This window comes from Dyadobacter bucti, assembly GCF_005869225.1.
Taxonomy (GTDB): Bacteria; Bacteroidota; Bacteroidia; order Cytophagales; family Spirosomataceae; genus Dyadobacter; species Dyadobacter bucti.
Genome location: NZ_SWFP01000007.1, coordinates 407,438 through 434,273, shown reverse-complemented (window position 1 = coordinate 434,273; position 26,836 = coordinate 407,438). Strand labels below are relative to the sequence as shown.

The following is a 26,836-nucleotide window of genomic DNA, read 5'->3' as shown; positions in this document are numbered from 1 at the left end:
GTTATAAATACGTTGGCGGAGCATTATTTCCTCCATTTCTTCCTTACCGGATATTGCGAAAAGATACGTATTCCGGCTAGATTTGAAAACAAAAAAGCCTATAAATGTGGAACCGTTCAGAAATCCATCCAGGTTTTAATCGCCGTCGCCTTGTCGCGGCTGACGATAATCTCCAGATCAGGATTTTTCTTCAGCTCAATTTTGAGCTTGCCATTAAAATAATTGTGGACGTGTTGAATGGAATCTATATGTATGATAAACTGTCGGTTCACGCGGAAAAACAGTTTCGGGTCCAGTTGCTGCTCCAGTTCTTCCAGCGTCTGTGACAGTACTTCCTCACTTCCATTCAAAAGCTTGGCTTTTGTTATTTTTAGTTCTGAATGTAAATACGCTATATCACTTACAACCACTGTTTTATAACCCTCACGGAAAGGTAGCAGAAAACGACTTCGATATTCCTTTTTGCTGATCTGGCTTAGCAGATTTTCTATAGATACGGTCTGATTTTTCAGCATTCTTTCCTCTGCCATCCGGAATGAATATTCCAGTTCTTCCTGCTCAACGGGTTTTAACAGGTAGTCCACGCTGTTCACTTTGAAGGCACGGACGGCGTACTCGTCATAAGCTGTTGTGAAAATGACGGGGCATTTTGGTTTTACCTTCTCGAAAATTTCAAAACTAAGTCCGTCAGGCAGGCGCACATCCATCATGATCAGGTCGGGGCATTCATTTGTCAGAAGCCAGTCAATACTTTCCGACACACTTTCCAGCGTCCGCAGAACATTTGACTCGGGCTTTACTGCCGATATCAGCCTTTTGAGCCTGTCGGCATTCGGTTTTTCATCTTCAATGATCAGTATGTTCTTAATCATGATTTTATCAATGGAATTGATACTGTAAAAAGGGAATTACCGGCTGCTATCTGCGGGGTCCTGTCCGACAATAGAAGATAACGCTGGGCAATATTCTGAAGGCCGAGACCCGACGACGGGTGTTTCTTTTCTAACGGGAGAATTGAATTTGAAACAATAAGATCCATATTTTCACCGCTTTTGACAGCTATTTTTAAGGGGTTGGATTTTAGGAATTTATTATGTTTCATCGCATTCTCGATCAGAAGCTGTAAAGTCATGGGAGGAAGGTGCAGGTGAAGATGGGCCTGATCGATGTCAATTTCAAAAGTAATCCCGCAACCTGCCCTGTGTTTCAGCAGGAAAATGTAGGCTTTCAGAAACTTCAGTTCTTCCTGCAGCGTGATAAGGTCCCGCGTTGAGTTGCGAAGCAGGTAACGATAAACTTTGGAAAGGTTTTCGGCATAATTGTATCCCAGTTGCTGGTCTTCTAAAATGAGTTCCGACAACACGCTCAGGTTATTAAAAACAAAATGCGGATCGAGCTGTAATCGCAATGCCTGTAGTTCTGCTTCTGCCGCCGCCTGTTTATGTTGAGCCGATTTTAATTTGTGTTCCGTCGCTTCAAGCGCCGCATTTTTCCAGTTCGTGATCAGGTAATTTCCTGTGTGAATGGCACTAATTGTGAAGGCTATAAAAATACTCAAAGTTACCCACTGCCATTGCCATACCTTGTCCTCATTACCGGAAACTTCGGGGCTGCTGTTGGTCAACAGAGAAATACACAGCACTTGTGCAAGTACCAGTCCGACCACACACACCACGTTGAGGATAGTCTCAACCGCGAGTCTTTTCAATGGACGTTCCATCCATGAAAAATAAAGGTTTAGCTTGTCGTGAATAAAAATACTGGAAAGAGAGATCAACATACAGAAGAGCAGGGAGGACGCCCACTCCATCAGGATGTCCGCAAAGGTCCTTTTGAAATAATTTCCCCACCATTCATCGTACGGGTCAAGCATATAACTCAGCAGGTAGAACATTACAAATGAGAGCGCCGCCAGTACAATAGACTTGCTTCTTTTTGTGATCAATGTGCCGGCGGTTGTCTGCATGGAGTGAGTTGTGTCGTAATGAGTTGCAGTAAAGTTAAACCTAATCACAGGATAGGATCCTCAGGCAAAAGTAAACATTCATGTAAACAGACTGTCCGATGATCCACCGAACCGTAAAAATCGGGGACTGAGTCGGGAACAATGCTATACTAAAACGTAATTTTCACATTACCTGAACCGGATAATTTCGGCCGGCTACCGACCACCGATGGCAGAGTGGCCGTATGATAATCCACGATGATGTTCGATCATGTAAATGATTTCTGGTTCAGTTTAAGACAGCCGCCGGTTCAGTCGCCAAAAACGACGGTTCAGTCAAATAATCCCGCAATGCGCAGCACAGAGAGGTTTCTTTGCGCAAATTTTAATCTCTGTAATAATGTTTAAGCCAAATTATAAAGCAAAGCAATTGCTTGCCGGATTGTACCTTTTATCGGCAGCTGCCGTATTTACATCCTGTGGTACAAAGGCAGATAATGGCGGATATGGCGAAATGCCGCCTCAGGAAACGGATTTCATTACTTTGAATAGTGGCAATGCATCGGTAGAAACCAGCTATCCGGGTGCCATAGAAGGAAGCGTGAATGTAGACGTGAAAGCGCAGGTAAGCGGATATCTTGAGAGCATCTACGTGAAGGAAGGAGACTATGTTCAAAAAGGGCAATCACTGTTTAAAATCAAAGGTGAAGTCTTCAATGAACAGGTCAACAACAGTGATGCGGGTTTGAAATCTGCATTGGCAGCACAGGCCAACGCGAGTCTTGAAATAGAAAAAATCCGCCCGCTGGTGGAAGGAAAGGTAGTATCCGACATGCAGCTCCGTGCCGCACAGGCAAGCTACGATGCGGCCACAGCTCAGGTTGCACAAGCCAAAGCAGCCTTGGGTTCTTCCAAGATCAACGCGGGTTTTGCTTTGATCAAAGCACCGGTGAGCGGCTACATCGGTCGTATTCCAAACCGCATAGGAAACCTTGTAATGCCATCCGACGAAGTACCATTGACAACCCTTTCGGATATCAATACGGTTTTTGTTTATTTCTCAATGAGCGAGGCCGATTTTATTGCTTTCAAAAAGGCGGATACGGGCAAGGGCGAAACGGTGGAGCTGATCATGGCTGATGGTTCAACTTTTGCCCACAAGGGTAAGCTGGAAAGCGCCAGTGGGAACATCGACCGTACTACCGGAAGCATGAGCATGAAAGCCATTTTCCCTAATCCGGATAAACTGTTACGCTCCGGAGGTTCGGGGAAGATCGTGATCCATCGGGAACTGGATGCCGTGCTGAGCCTGCCTATGGCCGCTGTAAAAGATATTCAGGATAAATTCTTCGTGTTCAGGCTAGCCGACAGTAATAAGGTAGCGATGACGCCCATCGAAATTGGCGGCAAATCGGGCAGGAATTATCTGGTGAAATCCGGGGTACAAACGGGCGACAAAATTGCCGTAAACCGAATCGATGCCCTCAATGAAGGAATGGTGGTAGCACCTAAAACGGTTGCTGCCGACTCCCTTTCCCAATAATCCAAAAGATAAAATCAGATCATGTTAAAAAATATAATAGACAAGCCCGTAACGGCTACGGTGATCTCTGTCGTGCTGCTCATATTGGGTATCCTCGGCCTGACCCGACTGCCGGTTACCAGATTTCCCGACATTTCGCCCCCTACTGTGATGGTTTCGGGGAGCTATCCCGGCGGTAACAGTGAGGCTGTAATACGCTCGGTGGTGACACCGCTCGAAGAGCAGATCAATGGTGTGGAGAATATGCGGTACATCAAATCCACTGCAAGCAACGACGGCTCTTTTTCTATAACTGTTATTTTTAAGCAGGGTGTGAACCCTGATCAGGCTGCCGTGAACGTACAGAACCGCGTGCAACAGGCTACGCCCATACTTCCGCAGGAGGTGATCCAGATGGGACTCACCACCTCCAAGCAGCAGAACAGTATGATCATGATCTTCAATGTATTTACGACCGACAACAGTAAATACGATGAGCTTTTCCTGCAAAATTATGTTAATATAAACCTTGTTCCGCAGATCAAACGGGTACCGGGCGTAGGACAGGCGCAGTCTTTCGGCGCAAAGGATTATTCGATGCGCGTGTGGCTCAATCCTCAAAAAATGGCAAGCTACGGGCTGATACCGGCGGATGTGAACCAGGCCATCGCCGACCAGAGCCTGGAATCCGCCCCCGGAAAACTGGGACAGGAATCCGATGCGGCGCTGGAATATGTGATGCGTTACAAAGGGAAAAAGAACCAGGTTTCGGAATACGAAAACATTGTAGTAAAAAGAAACGGTACGGATCTGGTCCGGCTGAAAGATGTGGCGCGGATTGAGTTTGGCTCGTTGAACTATGGCGGAAATACCACGTCCAACGGGAAAAATGCCGTGACGGTCGCCATCCTGCAGACAACCGGTTCCAATGCCAACGAAATTGAGATTGGGGTACAGGATGTACTGGCAAAAGCTTCAAAGTCTTTTCCTCCGGGTATCAAATATACCAGCCTGATGAGCACGAAAGAACGTCTGGATGAAGCGACCAGTCAGGTGAAATCGACGCTGATCGAAGCTTTTATCCTGGTATTCCTTGTGGTATTTATCTTTTTGCAGGATTTCCGTTCTACCATCATTCCGGCTATTGCTGTGCCAGTCGCCATTGTGGGTACTTTCTTCTTTCTGCTGGTTTTTGGCTTTACCATCAATGTACTTACGCTCTTTGCGCTTGTACTTGCCATCGGTATTGTGGTCGATGACGCCATTGTCGTCGTCGAAGCCGTGCACAGTAAAATGGAAGGTTCAAATATGTCGGGCAGGGAAGCTACGCACAGTGCGATGAGCGAGATTACCGGTGCCGTTATTTCCATTACGCTGGTGATGTCGGCGGTGTTTATCCCGATCGGGTTTATGACCGGCTCATCGGGGATTTTCTACAAACAATTTGCCTATACCCTGGCTATCGCCATCATCATTTCGGCGGTAAATGCATTGACACTTACACCTGCATTGTGTGCATTGCTTTTGAAAAACACGCATGCGGAGGGACATGGTGAAAAGGCAACAGGCCAGGGCTTCGGAAAACGTTTCTCCATGGCATTCAATGCGGGCTTTGATAACCTCACAGGCAAATACATCAAGGGATTGAAATTCCTGATCAGTAGAAAATGGCTGGGAGCAAGTCTGGTGGTGTTGATCATCGGTATAGCGGGCTGGCTGATGATGACCACGCCAAAGAGCTTCGTGCCCATGGAGGACGATGGATTTATCATTTTCAGTTTGAGTATGCCTCCCGGAACAGCCCTTGACCGTACTACTGCGGCGGCCGATAAAGTGGAGAAGATCCTGTCGGGCTTTGAATCGGTGCAGACCAGCTCGATCATCACGGGTTTCAATATTTTGTCCAACAGTGCAAGTCCCGCGTATGGAGTGGGCTTTATCAAACTCAAAGACAAAAAGGACAGAGGTGCGGAAAAGGATATCGATGCAATCCTGGCCAGTATGAGTGCTCAGTTTTCCACAGTAAAAGAAGGGACGATCATGGCGTTCAGAAGCCCGCCCGTGGAAGGTTATGGTATTACCAGCGGTGCGGAGGTAGTGTTGCAGGATAAAACCGGTAAAGACGCCACCACGCTGAAGGCGATGTCCGACAAGGTCATTGGCCAGATCATGCAGCAGCCGGGGGTACAGTTTGCCTATACCACATTCCGTACCGATTTTCCGCAATTGGAAATGGAGGTAGATAACGACAAAGCACAGCAAATGGGAGTGAGTGTGAGCGGAATGATGCGTGCGATACAAACCTATTTTTCCGGTGATCAGAGCTTGAACTTCACCCGTTTCGGTAAATTTTACCGCGTAAATGTGAAAGCGGACGGCATATTCAGAATGGATCAGGAAGCTTTCAACGAGATATTTGTCCGCAATGATCAGAACCAGATGGTGCCGGTTAAAACGCTGATCAAATTACATAAAGTGTATGGCCCTGAATCTGTGGACCGCTACAATCTTTTCAATGCCCTGAACATTACGGTGGTGGCCGTACCGGGCGTCAGCAATGGTGATATGATGGAGAATCTCGAAAAGAATGTGTTCGAAAAGCTGCCTTCCGACTATGGTTACGAATGGACCGGACTTAGTCTTGAAGAAAAATCGGCAGGAAACCAGACCATGTTCATTCTCGCATTGTGTTTGTTGTTTGTTTATTTCCTTCTGGCCGCACAGTTCGAGAGTTATTTATTGCCGCTTTCGGTACTGCTTTCTATTCCGACCGGCATTGTCGGTTCTTTCGCAGCCACAAAAGCCATAGGGCTTGATAATAATATTTACGTGCAGGTCGGGCTGATTATGCTGGTCGGGTTGTTGGCAAAAAATGCTATCCTGATCGTAGAGTTTGCCGTTCAGCGGCGCGCAGCAGGACTTTCTATCATGGAATCTGCCATCGACGGGGCCAAGTCGCGTTTGCGACCCATTATCATGACCTCGCTCGCTTTTATCGTGGGTATGATCCCGCTGATGGTGGCAACAGGAGGTTCGGCATCGGGTAACAGGTCTATCAGCACGGGTGCGGCCATGGGTATGCTTAGCGGCGTCATTCTGGGGATATTCGTGATACCACTGCTTTACATGCTGTTCCAGTACCTGCAGGAGAAAATATCAGGAACAAAACACAAGAGGCTTCATCCTGTAAATGAACTACAATGAAATCGATGAATAAAAATATAATTGTCGTACTGATGCTGGCCGCGGGGCTGGCTTCATGTACGGTCGGTAAAAAGTACGCACGTACCGATCCGCAGGCACCTCAACAGTTCCGTGCCTCAGTAGCGGTTACCGCCGACACGATTCAGCTGCCCTGGCGGACTTTTTTCAGAGAACCGCAACTGGTTACCCTGATCGAAAAAGCATTAAATAAAAACAATGATGTCGCCATTGCCATGAAAAACATGGAGCAGCTCGACCTTGCCGTGAAACAAGCCAGACAGGGCCTTTTGCCAACACTGGATCTTTCGGTTGGCGCTAACCGGGCATTTTTGTCCAAAAACTCATTGAATGGTTCTTTAAGCGAGCAGTTTGTCGGGACGTCGTATATGGATAACTACGATGCCACACTGCAGCTTTCCTGGGAGGTCGATATATGGGGAAAGGCCAAAATGCAAAAGGAAGCAGCCATAGCCAATTATTTTGGACAGAAAGAAAACCTTTCGGCACTCAAAACGCGGATCATCAGTCAGGTGGCCCAGGCTTATTATAATCTGATCAGCCTGGATGAACAACTGATCATTGCCCGGCGGAACATTGACCTGAGCGACAGTACGTTATATATGATGCAGCTGCAATACAACGCCGGACAGATAACTTCGCTGGCAGTGAACCAGGCCGAAGCCCAGAAGAAAACGGCTGAACTGCTGGTACCGCTGGCGTTGCAGAACATTGCCGTCCAGGAAAATGCGCTGAGTATTTTGTGCGGAGATTATCCCGACAGCATAGCCCGCGCCGGCAACCTGGCGGAAGTGACGCCGGAAGAACAATTTGCAGCTGCTGTGCCCGCGCAGCTGCTGAGCCGTCGGCCCGATGTGAAGGCATCGGAATATGCAGTGGTAAATGCCAATGCAAGAACGGGACTGGCAAAAGCCCAGATGTACCCGGCTTTTAGTCTGACGCCGCAGATCGGTTCTAATTCCTTTAAATTTAATCAATGGTTTGACCTTCCCGGGTCGATGGCCAAAACTATTGCGGTGAACCTCACGCAGCCTATCTTCAGAAAAAGGTCTCTGCGGACGGCGCATGAAACAGCCATCATAGAACAGGAGAAAGCCGTGATCCAGTTCAAGCAGACCCTGATGACAGCAGTAGGCGAAGTGTCTGATGCCATGGCCAGGTCCAATGGTGCATCCAACCGCCTCGAACTCGTCCGTCAAAAAACAGCAATGCTCAATAAGGCCACAGATGACGCGCAAAAGTTATACAAGAGTGGAATGGCCACTTATCTGGAAGTGATCACAGCCCAGAACAGCAGGCTGCAAAATGACCTGGAGGCGATCAGTATCCAACTCGAGAAGCTCAGTGCGGTCACCGATCTGTACCGGGCCTTGGGGGGAGGAGCTCAATAAAAAAGTGCGGCAACTTGTTTTCAGGCAGGTTGCCGCACTTTTTTTGTATTAGCGAATGCTTTTGTCTGTTTAATGAATTGGCTTACTCCTTCGTAAACTGTTCAATCCGCTCCTTACAAATCCGTTCCGTCAACTCTTTCAGCAATTGTACACGCTCGGACAAATATTCCAGTTCTCCTTTTTCGATCTTGTAATTCATATTATATCTTGAATCGATATATGCTCTTTGCAGGAGTTCAAACAGCCGCTTTTCTTCCGGTGTATTTTTTGGGAAAACCATCCCGAAAGCGGAATGAAGTTTTTCGACCTGGTTTCCTAATTTCTCTATGTCGTGAATTTTAGGCTTGTAGTCGGTGAAAACGAGAAGGATAGTGACATAATACTTTTCTGTTGTTTGGTGAAGTAAAAAAGCGGAGTCTTTAAACCAATTCTTTGCAAACTGAAATTGAAAAGTTTCAAAAAAGTTGTTTGCAGAATCGAACCAAGGTTCAAACTGCTCCTTCGCTTTTTTCTGTCTTTCTTCGGGATTCATATTTTTCGGCTCGGATAATTTGAATTTTTCCGAATCAAAAAGCACGATGCCTTCTTTTAAAATATCGACAAAAAAATATTCATTTCGCTCGATCTTATCATTAACAAACCCAATGCCGTGATGAATGATGGTTACACTCGTTTGCTCGTCATTACTGTTTATTCTTTCGTTCAGGCCCCACCACTTTTCTCCGTCCTTGGCAGATTTCCTGTCTTTGGTAATGACGAGAATGTCATAATCGCTTACATATTCAGTATGCTCCTGAAAATCCTCCACCCAATCGCCACGCGCGTGACTGCCGAAAAGGATAACCATTTCGGCGGGTACTTTTTCTACGATGATTTTGGTAAGTGTTTTTAGTTCTTCCTGCTTGTCTTCGGGGAGGTGGGAGAGGGTTGTTTTCATAGGTGTGTAGTGGGGATTTCGTATTTTTTGCGTTTTTAAGAAATAGCTATATCTGGTGACTGATTAACTGTATGTCTTTACGCCAATTGACCTCGCATAATTATTCAACCCATCATCGAAAGATATTAGATAGTCAATTTTGAAAGATTTGGCTGAGATGATTTCTTTGATAATTTCATCTACTAGACTGACATCGTTAAATTCATTTATAGCTTTTTCAAAAAAACTATCCAATGCACCATCTTTATAGGAACTATCATCTACTTTTATGTAATTGGGTTTGGATAGTAACTTTTGAAAATGCAAAGCATCGTTTCTTCTGGAAAATTTAGAATTTAAAAACTCGTACAAACTGGGAAAAGGAATTATTATTTCCTGGTCTTCAATAAAGTCGGAAATGAAATTGATATCATCATTAATTTGAATATGTTTTTCGGGATTGTATAGGGCAATCCAAAAACAGGTATCTATTATTATTTTCATTATACATCCAAATCAAGATTTTGCAACAAATTATTTTGCGCATATCCTGCCCATGGAGATTGCTTGCTTCGCCCAAATAAAAATGCAGCTTTTGTTTTATTGGATTCTAAACTGTTCCAAATCATGTAAATTCGGTCATTAGATCCTAACTTAACCTTGTTTTTCAATTCATCTCTTACAAACTCCCAAAACTCATTATCGGTTTTGATAGATTTATTATCGTAAGAATATTCTTTGATGATACCTATTCCGTATCCGCGCTCTTCGGCATTGTTTTCATCCAGCCATTTAAATAGCCCTTCATAGTCGCCCTTCATCCCGAAGTCATATGATATGAAAATTAACTTTTTCATTTAATTATAGTGTTTGATGTTGTCGTTTGATACAGTTGTTGTTTCTGCTGAAAATGCGTCATGCTGAGCTTCAAATTCCTCCCAAACCTTCCCTTATAATCCGCATCAAAGTGGAAAGCCGAATATCACTGGCATTGTTTTCAATGCGGGATATGTAAGTTTTTGTCGTACCGCATTTGTTAGCAAGTTGATCCTGTGTCATGCCTTGCTTTTTTCGCAATTCCTGAATCATAGCTCCCAACTTGAAGGCTTCAAATTCTTCTTCATATTGCTCTCTCTCTCTGTAGTTCCCCGTTTTCCGTATTGATCGTCCAGATGGTCGGAAAAGGAAGTTAGTTTACCCGCTAACTCCACTTGAAGTTCGTATTCAAATTTATCCCGAGGCGGTGTTCCAATTTTCCCAATATGCTTATCCTGAACTTCTTCTAATGTGTGCATTTTCAACTTTTTTTTAGTTTTTATAGTGCTTGTCTGGAAAGTTTGCAACAAGGTACAAAATTTTGAATTTGCCAGGGGATTGAAAGCATTTTTCCCCGGGGCTGACGGTAACCATTCCGCCAGCCGGTGTTTCATCAATGCGCATGCTCGCCACTTGCATTGTTCATTTTGGCAAGGACAAAAAAGGCTCCTTTGACCACTACCTGGGCGTTTTGTGGGATGGATTTCAGCAATGTGATCTCTGTGTAGCCGATATCGGTTGTTCCCTTTGCAACAGGTATCTTTTCAAAAGTGAGGCCGGGGCCTTCGTTTATAGCTTCGCCTTTTTTGTGGTCATGTTGCTCACCCTCCGGATGGTCTGGCCGTGCGGCAGTATTTCCTTCCTTGTACGGATCTGTAACAATGAAAATGTAATCCTGCCCCTGAACGTTGACAATTGCTTCTGAGGGAACAGCCGGAACTTTGGCCTTTTCCAGGCTCACGGCGGCAGTGATATTCATGCCGTCGATCAGGCCTGACTTATTGCCCAATACCTTAGCATGCACTGAAACCGCTTTACTTTCTCCTTCAAAGGAAGAGCCGAGAGAGAAGATCTGAGCATCATATTCCTTACCGGGAGCGTTGGTTAAGGTGAAATGTATCACCTGATTTTCGCGGATTTTGGGCAGGTCTTTTTCGTATACAAACAAATCCAGGTGAAGCTGACTGTTGTCAACGATCTCAGCTATGGGGGTGGTCAGGTCCGCGTAGCTGCCTATCTGGGCGCTGACATTGCTTATCACTCCGGATATCGGACTTTTTACCGACAATGTTGTAATCAACTTTCCGTCGCTAAGCACCGCAGGATCGATCCCCATCAAACGGATCTGCTGGGCCAGCAGATTGCGGCGGGTTTGCAGCATTTTCAGTTCGGTTGTCGCAGCCTGGAAGTTTTTCAATGCTCCGGCATTTCCGGCTGACAGTTCTTTCTGGCGGTTGTATTCAAGCTCTGCCAATGCAATCCGGTCATTTGTGGCGACATACTCTTCCTGCGACCGCATAAAATCCGGGTTGGCAATTGTTGCAATAACCTGGCCCCTGGCTACCTTGTCGCCGGGTTGGGTGCGTAACGTCTGTATCACACCGCTGTAAAGCGTATTGACGGTCGCCCTGTTCTGATTAGGGACTTTCAATGTTCCGTTTGCTTTGAGCACGGCCGTCAGCTCTTTCTCTTCTATGCTCCCGATTGCTACGCCAATGCTCTTGATCTGCTCAGAGGTCAGGCTCGCAGTGCCAGGATTTTCATGCGCATCATGACCACCTTCTCCGGCGGGCTCGTCGGTTTTCTGCTCATCTTGTTTTCCCCCTCTGCAGGAAGTCATCAGGTACAGCCATACCAGGAGACTCGTTATAATTAATAGCTTTTTCATTGTTTATCGATTCAGAAAATAATTGAATTGGATCACCGACTGGTTGTAGGCATTCATGTTGTCCAGGTAATTGCGCCGGATGTCTATCGCCTGTGTCAAAAACTGCGACAATTCGGCAAAACTGATCTCGCCCTGTTTGTAGGCAAGAGTGGATGATTTGATGATTTCTGCTGCCTGGGCGATCCCTGTGGTTTCATAGTAGGTCAGCATGGCCATGTTTTTTTCAACCTCCTGCTGTGCCTGTGCCAATTGGGTTTGGTAGAGCCGCTCGCTGTATGCAAGCTGACTTTGCTGCACATCCACTTCCGCTTTTGCGGCCTTCACCCGGTTACGATAAGAGCCGGACCCCAGGATTGGAAAAGCGGCACTCACCGAAAATCCTGTAAAAGGATCGCTGAGTCCATAGAGACGCTGTGAAAAGAATCGGCCGGAAAAATCAGGCTTATTTTCATTTCGGGCCACCGAAACACCTGCGCCGGCGATTTCCACATTCCTTTTCTGAAGTTCAATGACCGGGTGAGATCCCTGCTGCATACCGTCGGGCAATGGCAGCTTCTGTAACGCGCTGTCGGGTGGCAGATACCGTTGCTCAACATTGAGTAGCTGCATCAATAGCCGCTGCTGCATTCGGATATCTGTTGTCGTCTGAGCCATGAAGGCTTTTAGTTCGCGGGACCGGGCGCTGGCGGCAATACTGTCCAGCCCGGGTGTATCTCCAGTCCGTACACGCAACGCCGTAGTTCGGTTCAGTTCAGTATATATGCTGTCCAGACTTTGAAACAACTTTCCTCTCTCCTGCAGATACCAAAGCTGGTAGTACACCGAGCGGACTTCTTTCCTGAGATTTGTTCCGATTATTACGCCACTTGCTTTCGTTGCTTCCAGCTGCTGCCGGTAAAGGTTCTTTTGCGCTTTGTAAAGTCCTGGCCACGGAAGGCTCTGGGACAAACCTATTTTAAGAATACCTTTACCATCAGTGGGCCTGAGATCCTCATTTTCGGCAAAAACGCCTGTCTTTGGGATCAGACCGGCTGATTTGACCTGATATTCGCCTTGTATGATCTCTTTCCGGTTTACTTCCAGTTCCAGGTTGGTTTTGCCGGCGTCCAGAAGCTGCCCGATCCGCACACGCTGATCAGGGAACTGGCGATCCTGCGCGTCAACATTTCCGCCAGTGCTGACAAGTGAAACAAGTATTGCTGCGGCGGCACCTGATATTTTTCCGTTTCGTTTTTCAAACAGAATATAGAGTAGCGGCAATACGACAAGTGTCAGGAAAGTAGCGGTCACCAGCCCGCCGATTACCACAGTTGCCAGAGGTTTTTGCACTTCGCCGCCGGCTCCGGTCGAAAAAGCCATCGGAACAAAACCAAGGGAAGCAACCGTCGCGGTCATCAGTACGGGCCTGAGCCGCATCTTGGTGCCTTCTACGACCCGTGTCATGAGCTCTTCTACACCGCTTTTTTTTAGCTGATTAAAAGTACTGATCAAAACAATACCATTTAACACGGCCACACCAAACAGGGCAATGAAACCTACGCCCGCGGAAATACTGAATGGCATGCCCCTCAGCTGTAACGCAAACACACCCCCGATCGCACTCATTGGAATGGCTGTATAAATCATAAGAGACTCTTTGAAGGAGCCGAATGTGAAGTATAGCAAAACAAAAATCAGTGCAAGGGCAATAGGGACAGCGATCAGTAACCGGGAGGTAGCTTTCTGCAGGTTTTCAAATGTGCCCCCGTAAGTATAGTAGTATCCCGTTGGCAAGAGATTTGCCCCCGACAGTTTTGTACGGATATCCGTTACAACACTTTGCACATCGCGTCCGCGTACATTGAAGCCGACTACAATGCGACGTTTCCCGTCTTCACGACTGATCTGGGCGGGCCCGTCCTTGAAGGAAATGGTGGCAACCTGCGAGAGCGGGATCTGTGTTCCGTCGGCCATAGCCACAAACAGATCGCTCACATCGTCGATTGAGGAGCGGTTCGCGCTGTCGAGGCGTACAACCAGATCAAATTTGCGTTCATTTTCAAATACTACGCCTGCGGCTTCCCCTGCAAAGGCTGTACGTACCGAGCGGTTGATGTCCTCAATGTTCATGCCATACGCTGCGATCTTGGCCCGGTCGTACTGGATCGTGATCTGCGGAAGTCCTGTTGTTCGCTCGATCTGCGGACTGGTGGCACCCCGGACACTTTGGACAACCTCGGCAACTTTGGGCGCAATGGCGGCCAGGGTGTCAATATTCTCTCCGAACACCTTGATGGCAACATCCTGTCGGACACCGGTCATCAGCTCGTTAAAACGCATTTGGATCGGTTGGTTAGCCTCGAAAAACACCCCAGGGATCACTTCGAGCTTTTCCTGGATCATACTGGCGAGCTCGGTATAATTCTTCGTTGTTGTCCATTGGTCCTTTGGTTTGAGGACCACTATCAGATCGGTGGCTTCCGGCGGCATGGGATCGGTTGGGACTTCTGCGCTGCCTGTTTTCCCCACCACCATTTTTACCTCGGGGAACGACTTGATGATCCTGCTGGCCTGCATGGAAGTTTCCACGCTTTGGGATAATGAGGTTCCCTGGGGAAGGATACAATGGAATGCAAAATCACCCTCTTCGAGCTGCGGGATGAACTCACCGCCCATTCTTGAAAAAAAGAAAATCGTAATGGCGAAAACGGCTATTGCAGCCGACACAATCGTTATCCTGAAACGAATCGCCCACATAAGGACAGGCAGATAAGCTGCCTGTATGCGGTCCATCAATTTGTCGGAAAGTGTCTTTTTGTGAGAGACCGTCTTGGGCAAAACGAGTGCAGCCATCATGGGAATGTATGTCATCGACAGGATTAAAGCACCGAGGATCGCAAAGGAAACGGTTTCTGCCATCGGCCTGAACATTTTGCCTTCGATACCTACGAGAGAGAGGATTGGAATGTAAACGATCATGATGATGATCTCACCAAAGGCAGCGCTGCTCCGGATCTTGGAAGCCGAATCAAACACCTCCTGGTCCATCTGATCCTGGGTTAGTTTTTCAGTGGTTTTTCGTAATGCCAAATGATGGAGCACCGCTTCGACAATGATGACTGCCCCATCCACAATCAATCCGAAATCAATCGCACCAAGGCTCATCAGGTTAGCCGAGACGCCAAAGGTATTCATCATGCCGAGCGCAAAAAGCATGGCAAGCGGGATGGCGGAAGCGACGATCAGACCGGCGCGCAGGTTCCCCAGGAACAACACAAGTACAAAAACGACGATCAATGCTCCTTCGATCAGGTTGGTTTTTACGGTATTGATGGCGCGTTCAACCAGCTCGGTCCGGTCCAGATAAGCTTCCACTTCCACATCGGCGGGAAGCGATTTTTGAATGGTGGCCATTTTCGTTTTTACCCGCTCAACAACTGCGGCACTGTTTGAGCCTTTCAGCATCATGACAATACCTCCCACTACCTCTTTTTCTCCGTTGTAGGTCACCGATCCATAGCGAACGGCGCTGCCTAAACGTACATCGGCGACGTCGCGAACCAGAACGGGAATACCATTTACGTTTTTAACCACAATAGTCCTGATGTCATCGAGCGACGAAACCAGTCCGATACCCCGGATGAAGTAGGCATTTGGCTTTTTATCAATATAGGCACCTCCGGTATTTTCATTGTTTTTTGCCAGGGCGGTGAAAATATCGGCAATGGTGACATTCATGCCTTTCAGCCTTTGCGGATTTACAGCTACTTCGTATTGTTTGAGCAGCCCGCCAAAACTGTTCACCTCGGCAACGCCCTTGGTGCCGTAGAGCTGGCGGGCGACTATCCAGTCCTGCATCGTGCGCAGGTCCATGGCTGAGTATTTGTTTTCAGAACCCTTTTTTGGGTGGATAACATACTGGTAAACTTCCCCAAGACCTGTACTGACAGGAGCAAGTTCCGGCGTTCCGAGGCCTTTTGGGATTTTCTCCTCGGCCTCTTTCAGCTTTTCGTTAATAAGCTGCCTGGCGAAATATATATCGATATCGTCTTCAAAAACGACGGTGATCACGGATAGCCCGAAACGGGAAATGGACCGCATTTCAACAAGGTCGGGCAGGTTTGCCAGGCTTTGTTCTATGGGATACGTCACCAGCTGCTCGGTTTCCTGGGCAGCCAGGGTCGGCGTCAACGTGATCACTTGTACTTGATTATTGGTAATATCGGGCACTGCGTCGACAGGGATGTTCGACGCACTCCAAAGCCCCCACACAACCAGCCCGAGCGTAAAAATGCCCACGATAAGCTTGTTGCGGATCGAAAAATGAATGATTCTATCCAGCATTTGAATGTAACATGAAAAGTGTGCAGATATAGTCTTTCACCGGCTATGCAATAGCCGACAGAAAAGACCAAACTGAAAAACGGAATGGGGTTACACCAAACGCGGCGGCTGCCAGATCAATCCGGCATTACTTTGGTCAAATGAAGCTTTGTATTCGAAGGATTTCTCCGGGCTGGCCAGCAAAGGTGAGGGAAGTACATAGCCGAAGATCATTGGTGGAATGTTCACAGTTGCGCAGCAAGAGCAAGCGCAGAAAGGGGAACAAATATCGGCAGCTGTACCATTCTGATGTACGTCGTCGTGTGCAATAACCGCACCGGAAACGACGCTATCCGCTTTATGAGCAGGGGTATCCTGGCAGGGAAAGCAGGACAGGAACCCGATATAGAAAGCCAATACGATCAGCGATAATTTCATGAAGCGAATTTACGGCATAGGAACGTGCAACAGGTAGGCAAAAAGAAAATTTACTGCCTGCATCCAGGGCGCACATCGTTGGATGGCTGATGAAAATCCCGATATTTATTTATAATTTCCGACTAAGTAGCTGATCTTTCAAACTTAAACTTCGCAATCGACATGAAAACAAAACACTACATCCTTCTAACCTTTATCGCAGTCAGTTTGTGCTCGATGGCTGCACGGAAAGCAATTACAGCCGACGACCTGGTTGGTACCTGGAAATACCTGATCAGTGATGTTCCGCCTGAATACGAATCGGGATTTTTGGTTTTTGAGCAAAAGGAAAACAAGACCGTCGGATACGTAGAGGCTGCTGAAAAGAATGAGATGCAGGGATTGACCGTCGATCAGGATAAAGTCACTTTTACGACAGAAAACCAGAACGGGGTATTCAAATACAGTTTCGTGCAAAAAGGCGACACACTCACTGGAATGATAGGATCGCAATACGGGGATTTTCCGATTACGGCTGTCAGGCAGGCAAAGAAGTGATGGAGGACCTTCCTGAAATATGGTGCAGGCAGTGGACGGGCGCGGCAATGTATTTTGCTGAGCTCTGACACATAAGGACGCGGTTGCTCGGAAACCAGTTTTGACAAGTACCGAATCATGCGTCACCATGAAGCTCCGAAAAAGACAGAAGTTCACTTCGTCCAAAACCACATGATGTATTGGCCTGTAAATTAATTTTCAGCAAAGTCTCAGACTGGTCATGATCAGTTTGGGACTTTTCATCATTGAAGGATTCCAACTATAGGTTCCGTTTGTTGCTTTCAATTGCTATGAGCTCTCGCAGATAATTGGGAATACAGCCTTTTGACACCCTTTCCCCTTTAAAAAGTCCGGTGTTCCCGCCGAGATCAATGCAGCGATCCGGATGCTGCTCTTCTTGCACGATTCTCCTTCCCATTTGTCAATTGGCAATTACCATTTCACTATTTACGGCACTATAAGCTTTTTGTCTGGCCGGCTGCGCATCGGCGGACTGCGCGTCGCCGGACCGACTCCACCGCGCTTATGGCCGCAAAGATCGGGGTGGCGGGGAATATTCGCTTTTTGCCAAATGACAAATAATCCCACTTTTACATGCTGCACCTTTGACCTGTTGAACATCAAAAACGAAAAAAATGGGAAAGACAGTCTTAGTTACAGGAGCCTCGGCAGGAATTGGAAAAGCAACGGCGATATATTTGGCGCAAAATGGCTACAATGTATATGGTGCCGCGCGCAGAATTAAAAAGATGGAGGATTTGAAGGGATATGGAATAAAACCGATTTCTTTGGATGTCACTAGCGAAGAAAGTCTAGCCAAATGTGTCACGCAAATATTAGGCGAAGCCGGAAGTATAGATATCCTGGTAAACAATGCGGGCTCAGGCTATTATGGTGCATTGGAAGACATGTCGATATCGGATGCAAAATATCAGATGGAAGTAAATGTTTTCGGCGTGGCGCGACTGATCCAATTGGTGTTGCCGACCATGCGAAAAAACAATTTTGGTAAAATCGTGAACATATCGTCGGTGGGCGGTAAAGTAACTTTGCCAATGGGCGGGTGGTATCATGCCAGTAAATTTGCCATTGAAGGATTGAGCGATGCACTTCGTAAAGAAGTGAAGTCTTTCGGAATTGACGTCATTGTGATTGAGCCGGGAGGTACAAAATCAGAGATGATCGGGCTTGGAACTGATTATTTGATGAAAGTTTCTGGTGAGACGTCGTACGGTCAATTGGCCAAAGCGGTAAGCAAAATGTATGCGAAAATCGAAAAAGATGCTGCCGAGCCGATCGTCATTGCGAAGCTTATCAAAGAAGGGATCGAAGCAAAGACTCCGAAAACGAGATACGCCGGTGCTTCAGGGGCAAAAGTGATGCTGTTTTTTAGGAAAATTTTGTCGGATAAACAATTTGACAAAATGGTAATGAGCAAAATGAATTAACCCCAATGAAATTGTTGCAATGGAAGCACTCATCAGTTACTTATTACAGTTCGGCAATTTGAACCCGACCCAAATTGATTTAGTCAAAAGCAAGGTTGTGTTTAAGGAAATCAAAAAAGACGAATACTTCCAGGAGGCAGGGAGAATACCCCGTGAGATTATTTTTCTGGTAAATGGGATCATGAGAATTTGTTATTACAATAACAAGGGGGAAGAAATCACTAAGTATTTCATGGAAGAGAATCGTTTTCTGGCAGATATAAACAGCTACAACCAAGAGATCCCATCTACCGAATATATTCAGGCTGTTACAGATTGTTCATACTTTGTTCTGTCAAGGAATGCAATGAGAGAGTTGTCGATGACGATCATAGAATGGGATAATATCATCTCTAAGATAACTGCCAAAGGTTTGGCAGATAAAGTGAACAAAATCAGCCCGATGATGTCGGAAGATGCGAAAGAACGGTATCTTTCATTCCTGGAAAAATTCCCTAATCTTGCAAATCGCATTCCGTTGTCTTATCTGGCTTCATATCTGGGAATCACACAATCCTCGTTGAGCAGGATACGGAGAAGTATTCGTTGAATACTAGTAAAATGCGGCGCAGTATCGATCTTAATACTTTTTCATCATAATATCGGTCTGCTCATCTTCTAATGCGGATTGGCAGTTTTCCAGTTTCAAACTGCTCACCCGATGCTCACCTAGATATGGCGAATATTTGCATATTTTGACTAAATCCAAAAAACAAAAAAGCCTGTAAATGTATGATTTACAGGCTTTTAATGCTTTTTGTAATTGATACTCGCAGAGAGGAAGAGATTCGAACTTTTTTGTAATCTTCTCTGAATCAATATCTTAAAAAGCTAATTTTTGCCTGCTCTCGAATTGCTCACCTTGATGTTTTGATTGGCAACGGACCTATCAAATTTAATAAATTCTATCTTTTAGAAAAATTTTGATTGCATTAATTCCGGTAATTAAAGTCTGACAAACAAACTCGGCAAAAGGGCAGCTAAATAAGTGGCCCTATTTGCTAAGACTACGAGAAGCTGCCAAAAGCTTACGGCATAATGGCGGCTTCTTCCATCGCAGAGGAGGTGAAAAGTTAAACCGCCAGCCCGATGGGCACTTATTCCATTTCCTTTTGGCTGATAGAGGGCCACTGCTAGAAAGGCTTTCTTTTTTCTCGTTTTTTTCACACAATTCCTCCCTGAGCATGATCAGACGAAATACCCGGTAAAGTTCCTAGTTATAGCCCGCCCGGAATTGCAGCGGTGTTTGCCGTGTCTTCGTTTTGAAAAGCTTGCTAAACGATTGCGGATAATCGAAACCTAATGCATAGGCAATTTCACTAACAGATAGATGCGTAGTCGATAATCGCTCTTTAGCACGTTCGATCAGCTTTTCGTGGATCAAATGTTGGGTAGTGCTCCCGGTGAGCTGTTTCAGGCAATCGCTCAGATACTTGGAAGACAAATGTAATTCCTCGGCCAGAAATTGCGCCGTGGGTAAACCATTGTTGAGCTGATCGGAATCAAAGTAATTGTTCAAGATTCTCTCAACTTTATTCAGAAGTTCGTTGCTGATTGTTTTACGGGTGATAAACTGTCTGTTGTAGTATCGGTCGCAGTAAGTCAGCATGAGCTCAATGTTGGCAATCCATACTTCCTGACTGAAATTGTCAGTCGGCAGCGATAATTCCTTTTGCAGTTGGAGGAAGATGTTTTCCACCGTCTTTTGTTCGTCATCTGAAAGGATGAGAGCTTCATTGACTGCATAATCGAAATATCCGTAAGACTTAATCTTGCCAACCAGAGCCGAGTTACGAAGGAAATCCGGATGAATGGACAGCTGCCAGCCAGCTTTTGCAAAAGCGAAATCCTTCTCGATAAAGCTTACTTGCCTGGGTGCAAAGCAAGACATTACGCCCTCATCAAAATCGAACATACTTTGGCCGTATTGTATTTTGCACGGACATTCTTTCTTCAAAGTCACTTGATAGAACTCCGTAATAAGCCTTGTCCGCTGTTCAATTTTGATCTCAGGGAAATCCTCGAACCTCGTCAGGCTCACCAGCGGATGCCTGGGCTTCGGCAGCTGCAAGAGTTGGTGCAGCTGGCTGATCGACTGAATGTGAACTGTTGTTGTCGTTTCCATCGTACAAGTTAGCTAAATCAAACCTGATTTTTTCCGATAGGAATTGGCCATAAATCGGGCGATCATCGCATTCGGCAATAAGGTAGTCAACCGTGCGCCGATCCGGTTTCTGCTTCCGGATACCTGGAAATGTTTTTTTGTCTCCAAAGCTTTCAATAATTCATCTGCCACTTCTTCCGGCGTTTGAGTGACAGCTGTTTGATAATCTGAGTTTAATCCGACTCCTTTTTTATTATTGATGCCCGCAGCTTCATTAAAATTGGTTTTTGTCAGTCCCGGCGCAAACAGCATAACCTCAATATTGTATGGTTTACATTCCTCGGTTATCGCCTCGGTAAAGGAGCGGACAAAAACTTTGCTTGCCGCATAAGTCGCCATGTAAGGTACCGGAGCGAAGGCTGCCATCGATGCGACATTGACGATTGTGCCACGTTTTCGCTCACGCATAGGCTGCATGAAAAGATGCGTCATCGCTACCAGGGAAGTATTATTAAGTTGTATCAGATCCAGTTCTGATTGCAAATTCAATGTTGCAAACTCGCCACCCGATCCAATTCCTGCATTGTTGATAAGCATTTCGATCTCCCAATTTTGTTTTTCGGTTTCTTGAAAAATTTGAAATGGCGCATCCTGTTTAGTCATGTCTGCTGCAATGTAAGTTGCCCGCACTCCGTATGTTTCCTGTAAATGTTTACTAAGCTTGGAGAGCTTCTCTGCGTTGCGCGCCACAAGAATAAGGCTATGCTTTTTCTTAGCCAGCTTTATTGCCAAAGCTTCACCGATTCCACCCGAAGCCCCTGTTATCAATGTATAATTCATTTTTTCTCTGCATTAAATGATAATACAAAGGACGCTTGCTGCCGCTCAACCACTTGTAATCAAAAGTCGGTTTGTTGTGTTCAATAATCAGGCATTGTGAAGTGTATATGTTAAAGACAGACAAAATTGGTTTAGGAGGGAGCTGCCATTGGTGTACCGAAGCAATATTTCAATCCTTAAAGGGCGTGGTCAACGTAAGTCAGGGCTGGATCAAGCCGGACGGCAATTTTTCTGAATTCTCGGAAGCAGTGATTGTCGAATTTGACCCCGATGCGATTTCCCTTGAAAACCTAATTGCAATCCACCTTTACACGCACAGCAGCACTTCCGAACATACGATGCGATCTAAATACAGATCCGCGGTTTATACTTTCAATGACTATCAGGTAATCCCAGCAAAGCAGGCTATTGAGATATTGCAAAAGGAGTTTGAAGATCCAATCATTTCAAAAGTGATTCCGTTCAAGACCTTCAAGTTGAACGATCAGCAATATCTGGATTACTACTATAAAAACCCCGACAAGCCGTTTTGCAAAACGTTCATTGACCCAAAATTGAAGATTCTATTGAAGCAGTTTTCAAGTCATGTGGATGAGGAGAAGTTGAAATCTTCGGAGCGGCAAAGGTTGTAGATTCCATTATGATAATCGTTTGACAACGTCCATGATCTTTTGTTCCTGCCTGCTTTCATTCGGTTGCGACAGAATCGTGGTGATAATCTCTTTCTGCTCATCATTTGGCAGCGCTTTGAATCTTTTTAACATTCCAGCATCGTCAAAACAATTAAGTAATTGATCCTTTGAGCTGAGCTTATTATCCGAGTTCATGTACATGGTTACTGCCACTTCATCTCCGCCACCTTTGTTAATGGCTTTTCTGATGGTGCCATTAACTGAAATCATTTTATCAGCGTTTGTGACAGGTGCGAGGTTCAAATCTTTGAATTCATAGCCATCAATCGTACCGGATACTTTCATTTCGCCCCAGCTGCCCTGAATGTCTTTCGTTCCAGGTATTACCAGATGATACGTCCAGGCACCCTTTCCGGGCTGATGCCTGAGAATCAACTTTTCACTCTTTAGTAATGTTTTCATCTTTCAGGTTTGCCAGACATATTGAAATTTATGGATCGCCGAGTCTTTTCTCCCAATCGGACACCCAATCTCCCAAATGTGCCCAAACGGATCTTTGAGCTTCCCATTTTTCGAGATGTGATTGTCTGATTAAGTAGCCGTTAAGACGCAAAGAATTTCTCACAACTTTGCGAGCCGGTCGTTCAAGTCCACCAGACCAGACTTTTGCAGACAATCAGCTGACAACGCCAGTAACTCATCCTTCGACTCACTTGAAGCTATGTCGATCAAATCGGTATTGCTTCCATCACCAGGAATTCTAAACGCCCTTCTTATTGCCTGGGTCAGCAGCAAAACATTCCGTCTGCTGATTTTCAAATCAATTTTGATCTGATCATTCATTCCGGGGATACTCATGATGGTATCATACACACTGGTCAAATCTTTCACGTTCATCATGTCTTTTTTAAGTTAGAATTGGAACTGTACAAAGCTACCAATTGCCCGCGAAACGATCCTAAGGAGAATTTACCTAGGATAGGTGTCTGACTTTCAAGCTCCTTACTTTCGCTGTCACGAAACAAAACATTAAGCCAAATGAGAGAAAGAACAAGGGGAAATGGTGGGCTTTTGAACTTGGTACAAATCAAGGAATTAGACATTGTGGATTATCTATTGGAGCTCGGATTCGAGCCGGACAAAATCAGAAAGGTCGACCATTGGTATTTATCGCCATTTAGAAATGAGCGGACTGCCTCATTCAAGGTCAATAGAAATCTCAATCGATGGTACGATCATGGCCTGGGAAGCGGTGGGAATCTTGTCGATTTTGCTATACTGTTTTATCAGTGTACCGTCCGCGAGGTTGTCAATTTATTTTCAGATTATCTATCCTTTCACAAGCCACGACCGAGACCTGTTCCAAGGATGCTGCTGTTACTAAAAGTCTATTGGAAATTTTATCGACGGGGACTTTAAGTAGTGAATCACTAGTCAGGTACATCTCCTCCAGATGTGTATTTGACTATATCGCCAAAAGATATTGCAGGCAAGTCAATTACCGAATTGGTGACCGGAGGAATTTTGCGTTGGGCTTGCAGAATGATTCAGGTGGTTACGAGTTGCGCAACTCATTTACAAAGCTTGCGAGCACTTCGAAAGACATAACCACCATTGATATTGGTGCATCGACCGTTTCAGTGTTCGAAGGGATGTTTGATTTTTTATCGTACAAGACCATCATGACTCAAACAGTAGAAGTGCCGGAGAATCATGTAGTACTTAATTCTATTTCTCTTTTCGAAAGGTCACGATCATTTCTCGAACGCCACAGTCAGATTAACCTATATCTCGATCGGGATACGGCGGGATTGAAGTGCAGTTCAGCGGCAAAGGCGATCAGTGAAAAGTACAATGATGCAAGCGGTATTTATGATGGCTTCAAAGATTTAAATGATTGGCTGGTCAGCATCACCTAAGCCTCTTATCCTTTTGAATCTCTCTTGAAAGAAGTTAACAACATTGAAGTACTGAAAAGCTGGAATGATTGCCTCTTATCCGCAATCGGCCAGATGTCAGTTTGTGTCACAAACTAAGGATCTGGCCGCCCAAACACTCCGGAGTCGTTGGCGGGGATTGAATAAAAATGAATGTCGAAACGTGAAAATGATAATGTGATGAAGAAAGACAAAAGCAATCGAACTAAGTGGCTGAATATCCGCTTGACACCTGAGGAGTTTCAGCAGCTTCTCCGGAAAGTGCAAAGAACAACATGCCGAAAGACGAGCGAGTACGCAAGGAAAGTATTGCTTTCCGAGCCGGTTATCGTCAACCACAGGAACCAGTCATTTGACGAAGTGATGGTGGAACTTACACGCCTTCGCAGCGAGCTAAGCAAGGCCGGCGGCAACCTGAATCAAGCTGTTAAAAGACTGCATGCACTCTCGCAAATTGCCGATTTCCGATGCTGGTTGGAAGCTTATGAGGGTGATAAGAATCGCCTGATCGAGATGGTGAATGAGATCAATATCTACATCAGCAAAGCCTCGAAAATATGGTTGCAATCATAAAGACTGGAACATCGATCCGCAGCACTTTCTACTACAATGAGAACAAGTTAAAAGAGAGAGTTGCAGAGTGCATTATGGCAGGAAATTATCCGGACGATGCCACAAATCTGTCCGAGCAAGAGCGTCTGAATCTGCTCTTAAAATTGGCTTCTTTGAACACAAATGTGGTTCGAAATAGCGTCCATATCTCCCTAAACTTTGACCCTTCCGAGCAACATTCTAAGGCACTTTTGAAAGAAATTTCACAGACTTACATGGAGAAGATTGGCTTTGGTGATCAGCCATTCCTGGTGTATCAACATCACGATGCCGGGCATCCACACATCCACATTGTGAGCGTAAAAGTAGCGCATGATGGAAGCCGGATTGAAACGCAGAATATCGGACGAAACCAATCGGAAAGTGCGAGGAAGGAAATTGAACAAGAGTTTCATCTGGTTAAGGCATCTAGTAAAAAACAACAGCAATCCGAACATTTAAAGCCCGCGATGGTTAGTGCAAACTATGGTAAGGTTGAGACCAAACGAGCAATATCGAATATTCTTGAAGGGGTTATCGACAAGTACAAATTCACTTCAATTCCCGAGTTAAACGCCGTATTGAACCGCTACAATGTTACAGCAGATCGCGGAAATGAAGAGTCCAGAACTTTCAAGAATGGGGGGCTACACTACCGGCTGCTGAATGCAAAGGGTGAACGGGTTGGTGTGCCCATAAATGCTAGCGACTTTCATCAAAAACCGACATTGAATTACCTGCAAAACCGGTTTGAAATTAACGATCAACTGCGGCAAAAAGACAAGTTAAGAATCAAAAACGCGATTGATTTCACATTGTACGGAAAGACGAATGTAACACTTGATCGGCTCACTAATATTCTCGAACGCGATGGAATCGACACCGTTCTCCGAAAGAATGATACCGGACTGGTCTATGGAATTACTTACGTCGATCACCGCTCGAAAGCGGTTTTTAATGGAAGTTCTCTCGGTAAAAATTATAGTGCAAAAGCCATTCAGGAGCGCTGTGTGGCTATCGATGCCGCCATGGCCAACAGGATATTGAATACGCATAGACAAGAGCACTCCACAACAGGTCATGAACAGCAAGTAACGTCACAAAGCTCTTTGCTGCTAACTCCTCAGCAGAGCAATGACGCTAGACTTGCTAATGGTGAGAGGATTCGCTATTTGATCCTGTCAAACAAGATGGTTTTACACCAGTGGACCTACGTGGAAGCAAACGTAAAAAGAAAAAAGGGTTCTCTCAATCATTGTAAAAAACTTCCCATTATGGCATCTAACACCCGCGAAAACGATATAAGCCTTCGCAAAGTAACCGATATGACCCGTTTGATAAGCATACTGGTCCTCGCAATACATTTTTACTATTTTTGTTATCAGGCATTTCAAAATTGGCACCTGACATCTTTAATCTCAGACCGGATTTTGGATAAAATTTTTGCCGCCGGGCGATTCTCTTCGTTCATTAAAACTAAGATTGTGGCACTCGTTTTTTTATTCATTTCACTAGTCGGAGTGAAAGGTAAAAAGGGCGAAGATATCCGGTTGAAACCTTCATTAATCAGTGTTTTGATAGGGCTCTTTATCTATTTTATAAGTGTTCTCATTCTGAAAACATTGGTAGAGGAGCAACTCAAATCAGCTCTGTATATGGTATTTACCGCTGTTGGTTTCTTACTTATATTGTCCGGAGGGAGCCAGTTTTCCAGATTGATAACCGCCCGTTTAAGTAACCACATCTTTAACAAGGACAACGAAAGTTTCCCTCAATTTGAACAACTTCTGGAAAACGAATACTCGATCAATCTTCCAGCGGAATACCGTTACAAGGGCAAAACGCGGCAGAGCTGGATCAATATCATTAATCCATTTCGAGGGGTGCTGGTGAGCGGATCTCCGGGGTCCGGAAAGACATTTTTTGTCTTTCCGCATGTGATCACTCAGCACATTGAGAAAGGCTTTTCGATGTTCGTTTATGATTTCAAATACAATGATTTGACCCTGCTTGCATACAATTCCTGGCTTAAAAACAGGTCTAACTTTCCGGTCGAGCCGGCTTTCTACACAATCAATTTCGATGACCTGTCACGTAGCCATAGATGCAACCCATTGAATCCCGAGAGTATGTTTGACATTACGGATGCAGTGGAATCTGCACGCACTATTTTGAAGGGGTTGAACCGGGAATGGATCAATCGGCAAGGCGATTTCTTTGTCGAATCATCCATCAACTTTATGACAGCGGTTATCTGATCTATTGCAT

General features: G+C 45.5%; 25 protein-coding genes and 1 pseudogene. 12 read left to right on the top strand and 14 right to left on the bottom strand.

What is annotated here, in order from left to right:
* Window positions 1-116: 116 nt before the first annotated feature.
* Window positions 117-872 carry a LytR/AlgR family response regulator transcription factor gene (locus FBF61_RS23775; RefSeq protein WP_138482008.1) on the bottom strand — a complete coding sequence of 252 codons (756 nt, stop codon included), beginning with the start codon at window positions 870-872 and terminating at the stop codon, window positions 117-119.
* Window positions 869-1,966, bottom strand: coding sequence for a sensor histidine kinase (locus FBF61_RS23770; RefSeq protein WP_138482006.1), 1,098 nt, complete (start codon window positions 1,964-1,966; stop codon window positions 869-871). Before FBF61_RS23770 ends, FBF61_RS23775 begins: the two co-directional genes overlap by 4 nt.
* Window positions 1,967-2,345: 379 nt before the next feature.
* Between FBF61_RS23770 and FBF61_RS23765 the strand changes: the two genes are divergently transcribed.
* From FBF61_RS23765 to FBF61_RS23755, 3 genes are read left to right on the top strand one after another with little or no spacing between them, the layout of a single operon-like run.
* Window positions 2,346-3,488 (top strand): efflux RND transporter periplasmic adaptor subunit, encoded by a 1,143-nt coding sequence (locus FBF61_RS23765; protein ID WP_138482004.1) that lies wholly within the window; start codon window positions 2,346-2,348, stop codon window positions 3,486-3,488.
* Between the two features lie 21 nt (window positions 3,489-3,509).
* Window positions 3,510-6,671 carry an efflux RND transporter permease subunit gene (locus FBF61_RS23760; protein WP_138482002.1) on the top strand — a complete coding sequence of 1,054 codons (3,162 nt, stop codon included), beginning with the start codon at window positions 3,510-3,512 and terminating at the stop codon, window positions 6,669-6,671.
* A 5-nt stretch (window positions 6,672-6,676) separates the two neighbouring features.
* Entirely contained in the window at window positions 6,677-8,080 is a 1,404-nt protein-coding gene (locus FBF61_RS23755) for an efflux transporter outer membrane subunit (protein WP_138482000.1), read from the top strand.
* An 82-nt stretch (window positions 8,081-8,162) separates the two neighbouring features.
* Here FBF61_RS23755 and FBF61_RS23750 read toward each other — a convergent pair whose 3' ends face one another.
* The 8 genes from FBF61_RS23750 to FBF61_RS23720 form a co-directional block, all read right to left on the bottom strand.
* Window positions 8,163-9,017 carry a HEPN domain-containing protein gene (locus FBF61_RS23750; protein WP_138481998.1) on the bottom strand — a complete coding sequence of 285 codons (855 nt, stop codon included), beginning with the start codon at window positions 9,015-9,017 and terminating at the stop codon, window positions 8,163-8,165.
* A gap of 63 nt (window positions 9,018-9,080) precedes the next feature.
* The gene (locus FBF61_RS23745; protein ID WP_138481996.1) at window positions 9,081-9,500 is read right to left on the bottom strand and encodes a PIN domain-containing protein; all 420 of its coding nucleotides are present in this window, start codon (window positions 9,498-9,500) and stop codon (window positions 9,081-9,083) included.
* A complete protein-coding gene (locus FBF61_RS23740) occupies window positions 9,500-9,853 on the bottom strand; it encodes a hypothetical protein (protein ID WP_138481994.1) in 354 nt (117 codons plus the stop codon). The genes FBF61_RS23745 and FBF61_RS23740 overlap by 1 nt, the downstream gene beginning before the upstream one ends.
* Window positions 9,854-9,923: 70 nt before the next feature.
* Window positions 9,924-10,055, bottom strand: coding sequence for a helix-turn-helix domain-containing protein (locus tag FBF61_RS35140; protein WP_229215185.1), 132 nt, complete (start codon window positions 10,053-10,055; stop codon window positions 9,924-9,926).
* A 26-nt stretch (window positions 10,056-10,081) separates the two neighbouring features.
* On the bottom strand, window positions 10,082-10,426 hold the full coding sequence (locus FBF61_RS35135) for a hypothetical protein (RefSeq protein WP_229215184.1): 345 nt from the start codon (window positions 10,424-10,426) through the stop codon (window positions 10,082-10,084).
* Window positions 10,426-11,700, bottom strand: coding sequence for an efflux RND transporter periplasmic adaptor subunit (locus FBF61_RS23730; protein WP_138481992.1), 1,275 nt, complete (start codon window positions 11,698-11,700; stop codon window positions 10,426-10,428). The genes FBF61_RS35135 and FBF61_RS23730 overlap by 1 nt, the downstream gene beginning before the upstream one ends.
* A gap of 3 nt (window positions 11,701-11,703) precedes the next feature.
* Window positions 11,704-16,023 (bottom strand): CusA/CzcA family heavy metal efflux RND transporter, encoded by a 4,320-nt coding sequence (locus tag FBF61_RS23725; RefSeq protein WP_138481990.1) that lies wholly within the window; start codon window positions 16,021-16,023, stop codon window positions 11,704-11,706.
* 90 nt (window positions 16,024-16,113) lie between these two features.
* The gene (locus tag FBF61_RS23720) at window positions 16,114-16,440 is read right to left on the bottom strand and encodes a DUF6660 family protein (RefSeq protein ID WP_138481988.1); all 327 of its coding nucleotides are present in this window, start codon (window positions 16,438-16,440) and stop codon (window positions 16,114-16,116) included.
* Between the two features lie 162 nt (window positions 16,441-16,602).
* Between FBF61_RS23720 and FBF61_RS23715 the strand changes: the two genes are divergently transcribed.
* From FBF61_RS23715 to FBF61_RS23705, 3 genes are all read left to right on the top strand, one after another.
* Window positions 16,603-16,977, top strand: coding sequence for a hypothetical protein (locus FBF61_RS23715; protein ID WP_166444596.1), 375 nt, complete (start codon window positions 16,603-16,605; stop codon window positions 16,975-16,977).
* Window positions 16,978-17,612: 635 nt separating this feature from the next.
* The gene (locus tag FBF61_RS23710; RefSeq protein ID WP_138481984.1) at window positions 17,613-18,425 is read left to right on the top strand and encodes an oxidoreductase; all 813 of its coding nucleotides are present in this window, start codon (window positions 17,613-17,615) and stop codon (window positions 18,423-18,425) included.
* Window positions 18,426-18,444: 19 nt separating this feature from the next.
* Window positions 18,445-19,014 carry a Crp/Fnr family transcriptional regulator gene (locus FBF61_RS23705; protein ID WP_138481982.1) on the top strand — a complete coding sequence of 190 codons (570 nt, stop codon included), beginning with the start codon at window positions 18,445-18,447 and terminating at the stop codon, window positions 19,012-19,014.
* Window positions 19,015-19,677: 663 nt separating this feature from the next.
* Here FBF61_RS23705 and FBF61_RS23700 read toward each other — a convergent pair.
* Window positions 19,678-20,589 carry a helix-turn-helix domain-containing protein gene (locus FBF61_RS23700; RefSeq protein ID WP_138481980.1) on the bottom strand — a complete coding sequence of 304 codons (912 nt, stop codon included), beginning with the start codon at window positions 20,587-20,589 and terminating at the stop codon, window positions 19,678-19,680.
* 12 nt (window positions 20,590-20,601) lie between these two features.
* Window positions 20,602-21,408, bottom strand: a complete 807-nt coding sequence (locus tag FBF61_RS23695; protein ID WP_138481978.1) for an SDR family NAD(P)-dependent oxidoreductase — start codon at window positions 21,406-21,408, stop codon at window positions 20,602-20,604.
* 107 nt (window positions 21,409-21,515) lie between these two features.
* Here FBF61_RS23695 and FBF61_RS23690 point away from each other — a divergent pair, with 107 nt between their 5' ends.
* Window positions 21,516-22,040 carry a peptide-methionine (S)-S-oxide reductase gene (locus FBF61_RS23690; protein ID WP_138481976.1) on the top strand — a complete coding sequence of 175 codons (525 nt, stop codon included), beginning with the start codon at window positions 21,516-21,518 and terminating at the stop codon, window positions 22,038-22,040.
* Between the two features lie 6 nt (window positions 22,041-22,046).
* Here the strand turns inward: FBF61_RS23690 and FBF61_RS23685 are convergent, their stop codons facing one another.
* Together FBF61_RS23685 and FBF61_RS23680 are read right to left on the bottom strand one after the other, a co-directional pair.
* Complete coding sequence (locus FBF61_RS23685) at window positions 22,047-22,502, bottom strand: DUF1905 domain-containing protein (protein ID WP_138481974.1); 456 nt, start codon at window positions 22,500-22,502, stop codon at window positions 22,047-22,049.
* 159 nt (window positions 22,503-22,661) lie between these two features.
* Window positions 22,662-22,940, bottom strand: a complete 279-nt coding sequence (locus FBF61_RS23680; RefSeq protein ID WP_138481972.1) for a hypothetical protein — start codon at window positions 22,938-22,940, stop codon at window positions 22,662-22,664.
* Between the two features lie 138 nt (window positions 22,941-23,078).
* Here FBF61_RS23680 and FBF61_RS34915 point away from each other — a divergent pair, with 138 nt between their 5' ends.
* The 5 genes and pseudogenes from FBF61_RS34915 (at window position 23,079) to FBF61_RS35130 (ending at window position 26,826) form a co-directional block, all read left to right on the top strand.
* The gene (locus FBF61_RS34915; RefSeq protein ID WP_205748313.1) at window positions 23,079-23,459 is read left to right on the top strand and encodes a CHC2 zinc finger domain-containing protein; all 381 of its coding nucleotides are present in this window, start codon (window positions 23,079-23,081) and stop codon (window positions 23,457-23,459) included.
* Window positions 23,432-23,569 (top strand): annotated as a pseudogene (locus FBF61_RS35810) (DUF8464 domain-containing protein); the annotation flags it as partial. The gene FBF61_RS34915 and the pseudogene FBF61_RS35810, both read left to right, overlap by 28 nt.
* A 6-nt stretch (window positions 23,570-23,575) precedes the next feature.
* Entirely contained in the window at window positions 23,576-23,959 is a 384-nt protein-coding gene (locus FBF61_RS34910; RefSeq protein WP_205748312.1) for a toprim domain-containing protein, read from the top strand.
* A gap of 171 nt (window positions 23,960-24,130) precedes the next feature.
* Window positions 24,131-24,550 carry a plasmid mobilization protein gene (locus tag FBF61_RS23670; RefSeq protein ID WP_205748311.1) on the top strand — a complete coding sequence of 140 codons (420 nt, stop codon included), beginning with the start codon at window positions 24,131-24,133 and terminating at the stop codon, window positions 24,548-24,550.
* Window positions 24,535-26,826 carry a YWFCY domain-containing protein gene (locus FBF61_RS35130; protein WP_229215182.1) on the top strand — a complete coding sequence of 764 codons (2,292 nt, stop codon included), beginning with the start codon at window positions 24,535-24,537 and terminating at the stop codon, window positions 26,824-26,826. The genes FBF61_RS23670 and FBF61_RS35130 overlap by 16 nt, the downstream gene beginning before the upstream one ends.
* The last annotated feature ends 10 nt before the right edge of the window (window positions 26,827-26,836 follow it).

What these genes read in the sequence shown, in the direction of transcription:
- FBF61_RS23775 (WP_138482008.1), bottom strand. Translation starts at nt 872, where the DNA reads ATGATTAAGAACATACTGATCATTGAAGATGAAAAACCGAATGCCGAC.
- FBF61_RS23770 (WP_138482006.1), bottom strand. Translation starts at nt 1,966, where the DNA reads ATGCAGACAACCGCCGGCACATTGATCACAAAAAGAAGCAAGTCTATT.
- FBF61_RS23765 (WP_138482004.1), top strand. Translation starts at nt 2,346, where the DNA reads ATGTTTAAGCCAAATTATAAAGCAAAGCAATTGCTTGCCGGATTGTAC.
- FBF61_RS23760 (WP_138482002.1), top strand. Translation starts at nt 3,510, where the DNA reads ATGTTAAAAAATATAATAGACAAGCCCGTAACGGCTACGGTGATCTCT.
- FBF61_RS23755 (WP_138482000.1), top strand. Translation starts at nt 6,677, where the DNA reads ATGAATAAAAATATAATTGTCGTACTGATGCTGGCCGCGGGGCTGGCT.
- FBF61_RS23750 (WP_138481998.1), bottom strand. Translation starts at nt 9,017, where the DNA reads ATGAAAACAACCCTCTCCCACCTCCCCGAAGACAAGCAGGAAGAACTA.
- FBF61_RS23745 (WP_138481996.1), bottom strand. Translation starts at nt 9,500, where the DNA reads ATGAAAATAATAATAGATACCTGTTTTTGGATTGCCCTATACAATCCC.
- FBF61_RS23740 (WP_138481994.1), bottom strand. Translation starts at nt 9,853, where the DNA reads ATGAAAAAGTTAATTTTCATATCATATGACTTCGGGATGAAGGGCGAC.
- FBF61_RS35140 (WP_229215185.1), bottom strand. Translation starts at nt 10,055, where the DNA reads ATGACACAGGATCAACTTGCTAACAAATGCGGTACGACAAAAACTTAC.
- FBF61_RS35135 (WP_229215184.1), bottom strand. Translation starts at nt 10,426, where the DNA reads ATGAAACACCGGCTGGCGGAATGGTTACCGTCAGCCCCGGGGAAAAAT.
- FBF61_RS23730 (WP_138481992.1), bottom strand. Translation starts at nt 11,700, where the DNA reads ATGAAAAAGCTATTAATTATAACGAGTCTCCTGGTATGGCTGTACCTG.
- FBF61_RS23725 (WP_138481990.1), bottom strand. Translation starts at nt 16,023, where the DNA reads ATGCTGGATAGAATCATTCATTTTTCGATCCGCAACAAGCTTATCGTG.
- FBF61_RS23720 (WP_138481988.1), bottom strand. Translation starts at nt 16,440, where the DNA reads ATGAAATTATCGCTGATCGTATTGGCTTTCTATATCGGGTTCCTGTCC.
- FBF61_RS23715 (WP_166444596.1), top strand. Translation starts at nt 16,603, where the DNA reads ATGAAAACAAAACACTACATCCTTCTAACCTTTATCGCAGTCAGTTTG.
- FBF61_RS23710 (WP_138481984.1), top strand. Translation starts at nt 17,613, where the DNA reads ATGGGAAAGACAGTCTTAGTTACAGGAGCCTCGGCAGGAATTGGAAAA.
- FBF61_RS23705 (WP_138481982.1), top strand. Translation starts at nt 18,445, where the DNA reads ATGGAAGCACTCATCAGTTACTTATTACAGTTCGGCAATTTGAACCCG.
- FBF61_RS23700 (WP_138481980.1), bottom strand. Translation starts at nt 20,589, where the DNA reads ATGGAAACGACAACAACAGTTCACATTCAGTCGATCAGCCAGCTGCAC.
- FBF61_RS23695 (WP_138481978.1), bottom strand. Translation starts at nt 21,408, where the DNA reads ATGAATTATACATTGATAACAGGGGCTTCGGGTGGAATCGGTGAAGCT.
- FBF61_RS23690 (WP_138481976.1), top strand. Translation starts at nt 21,516, where the DNA reads ATGTTAAAGACAGACAAAATTGGTTTAGGAGGGAGCTGCCATTGGTGT.
- FBF61_RS23685 (WP_138481974.1), bottom strand. Translation starts at nt 22,502, where the DNA reads ATGAAAACATTACTAAAGAGTGAAAAGTTGATTCTCAGGCATCAGCCC.
- FBF61_RS23680 (WP_138481972.1), bottom strand. Translation starts at nt 22,940, where the DNA reads ATGATGAACGTGAAAGATTTGACCAGTGTGTATGATACCATCATGAGT.
- FBF61_RS34915 (WP_205748313.1), top strand. Translation starts at nt 23,079, where the DNA reads ATGAGAGAAAGAACAAGGGGAAATGGTGGGCTTTTGAACTTGGTACAA.
- FBF61_RS23670 (WP_205748311.1), top strand. Translation starts at nt 24,131, where the DNA reads ATGTCGAAACGTGAAAATGATAATGTGATGAAGAAAGACAAAAGCAAT.
- FBF61_RS35130 (WP_229215182.1), top strand. Translation starts at nt 24,535, where the DNA reads ATGGTTGCAATCATAAAGACTGGAACATCGATCCGCAGCACTTTCTAC.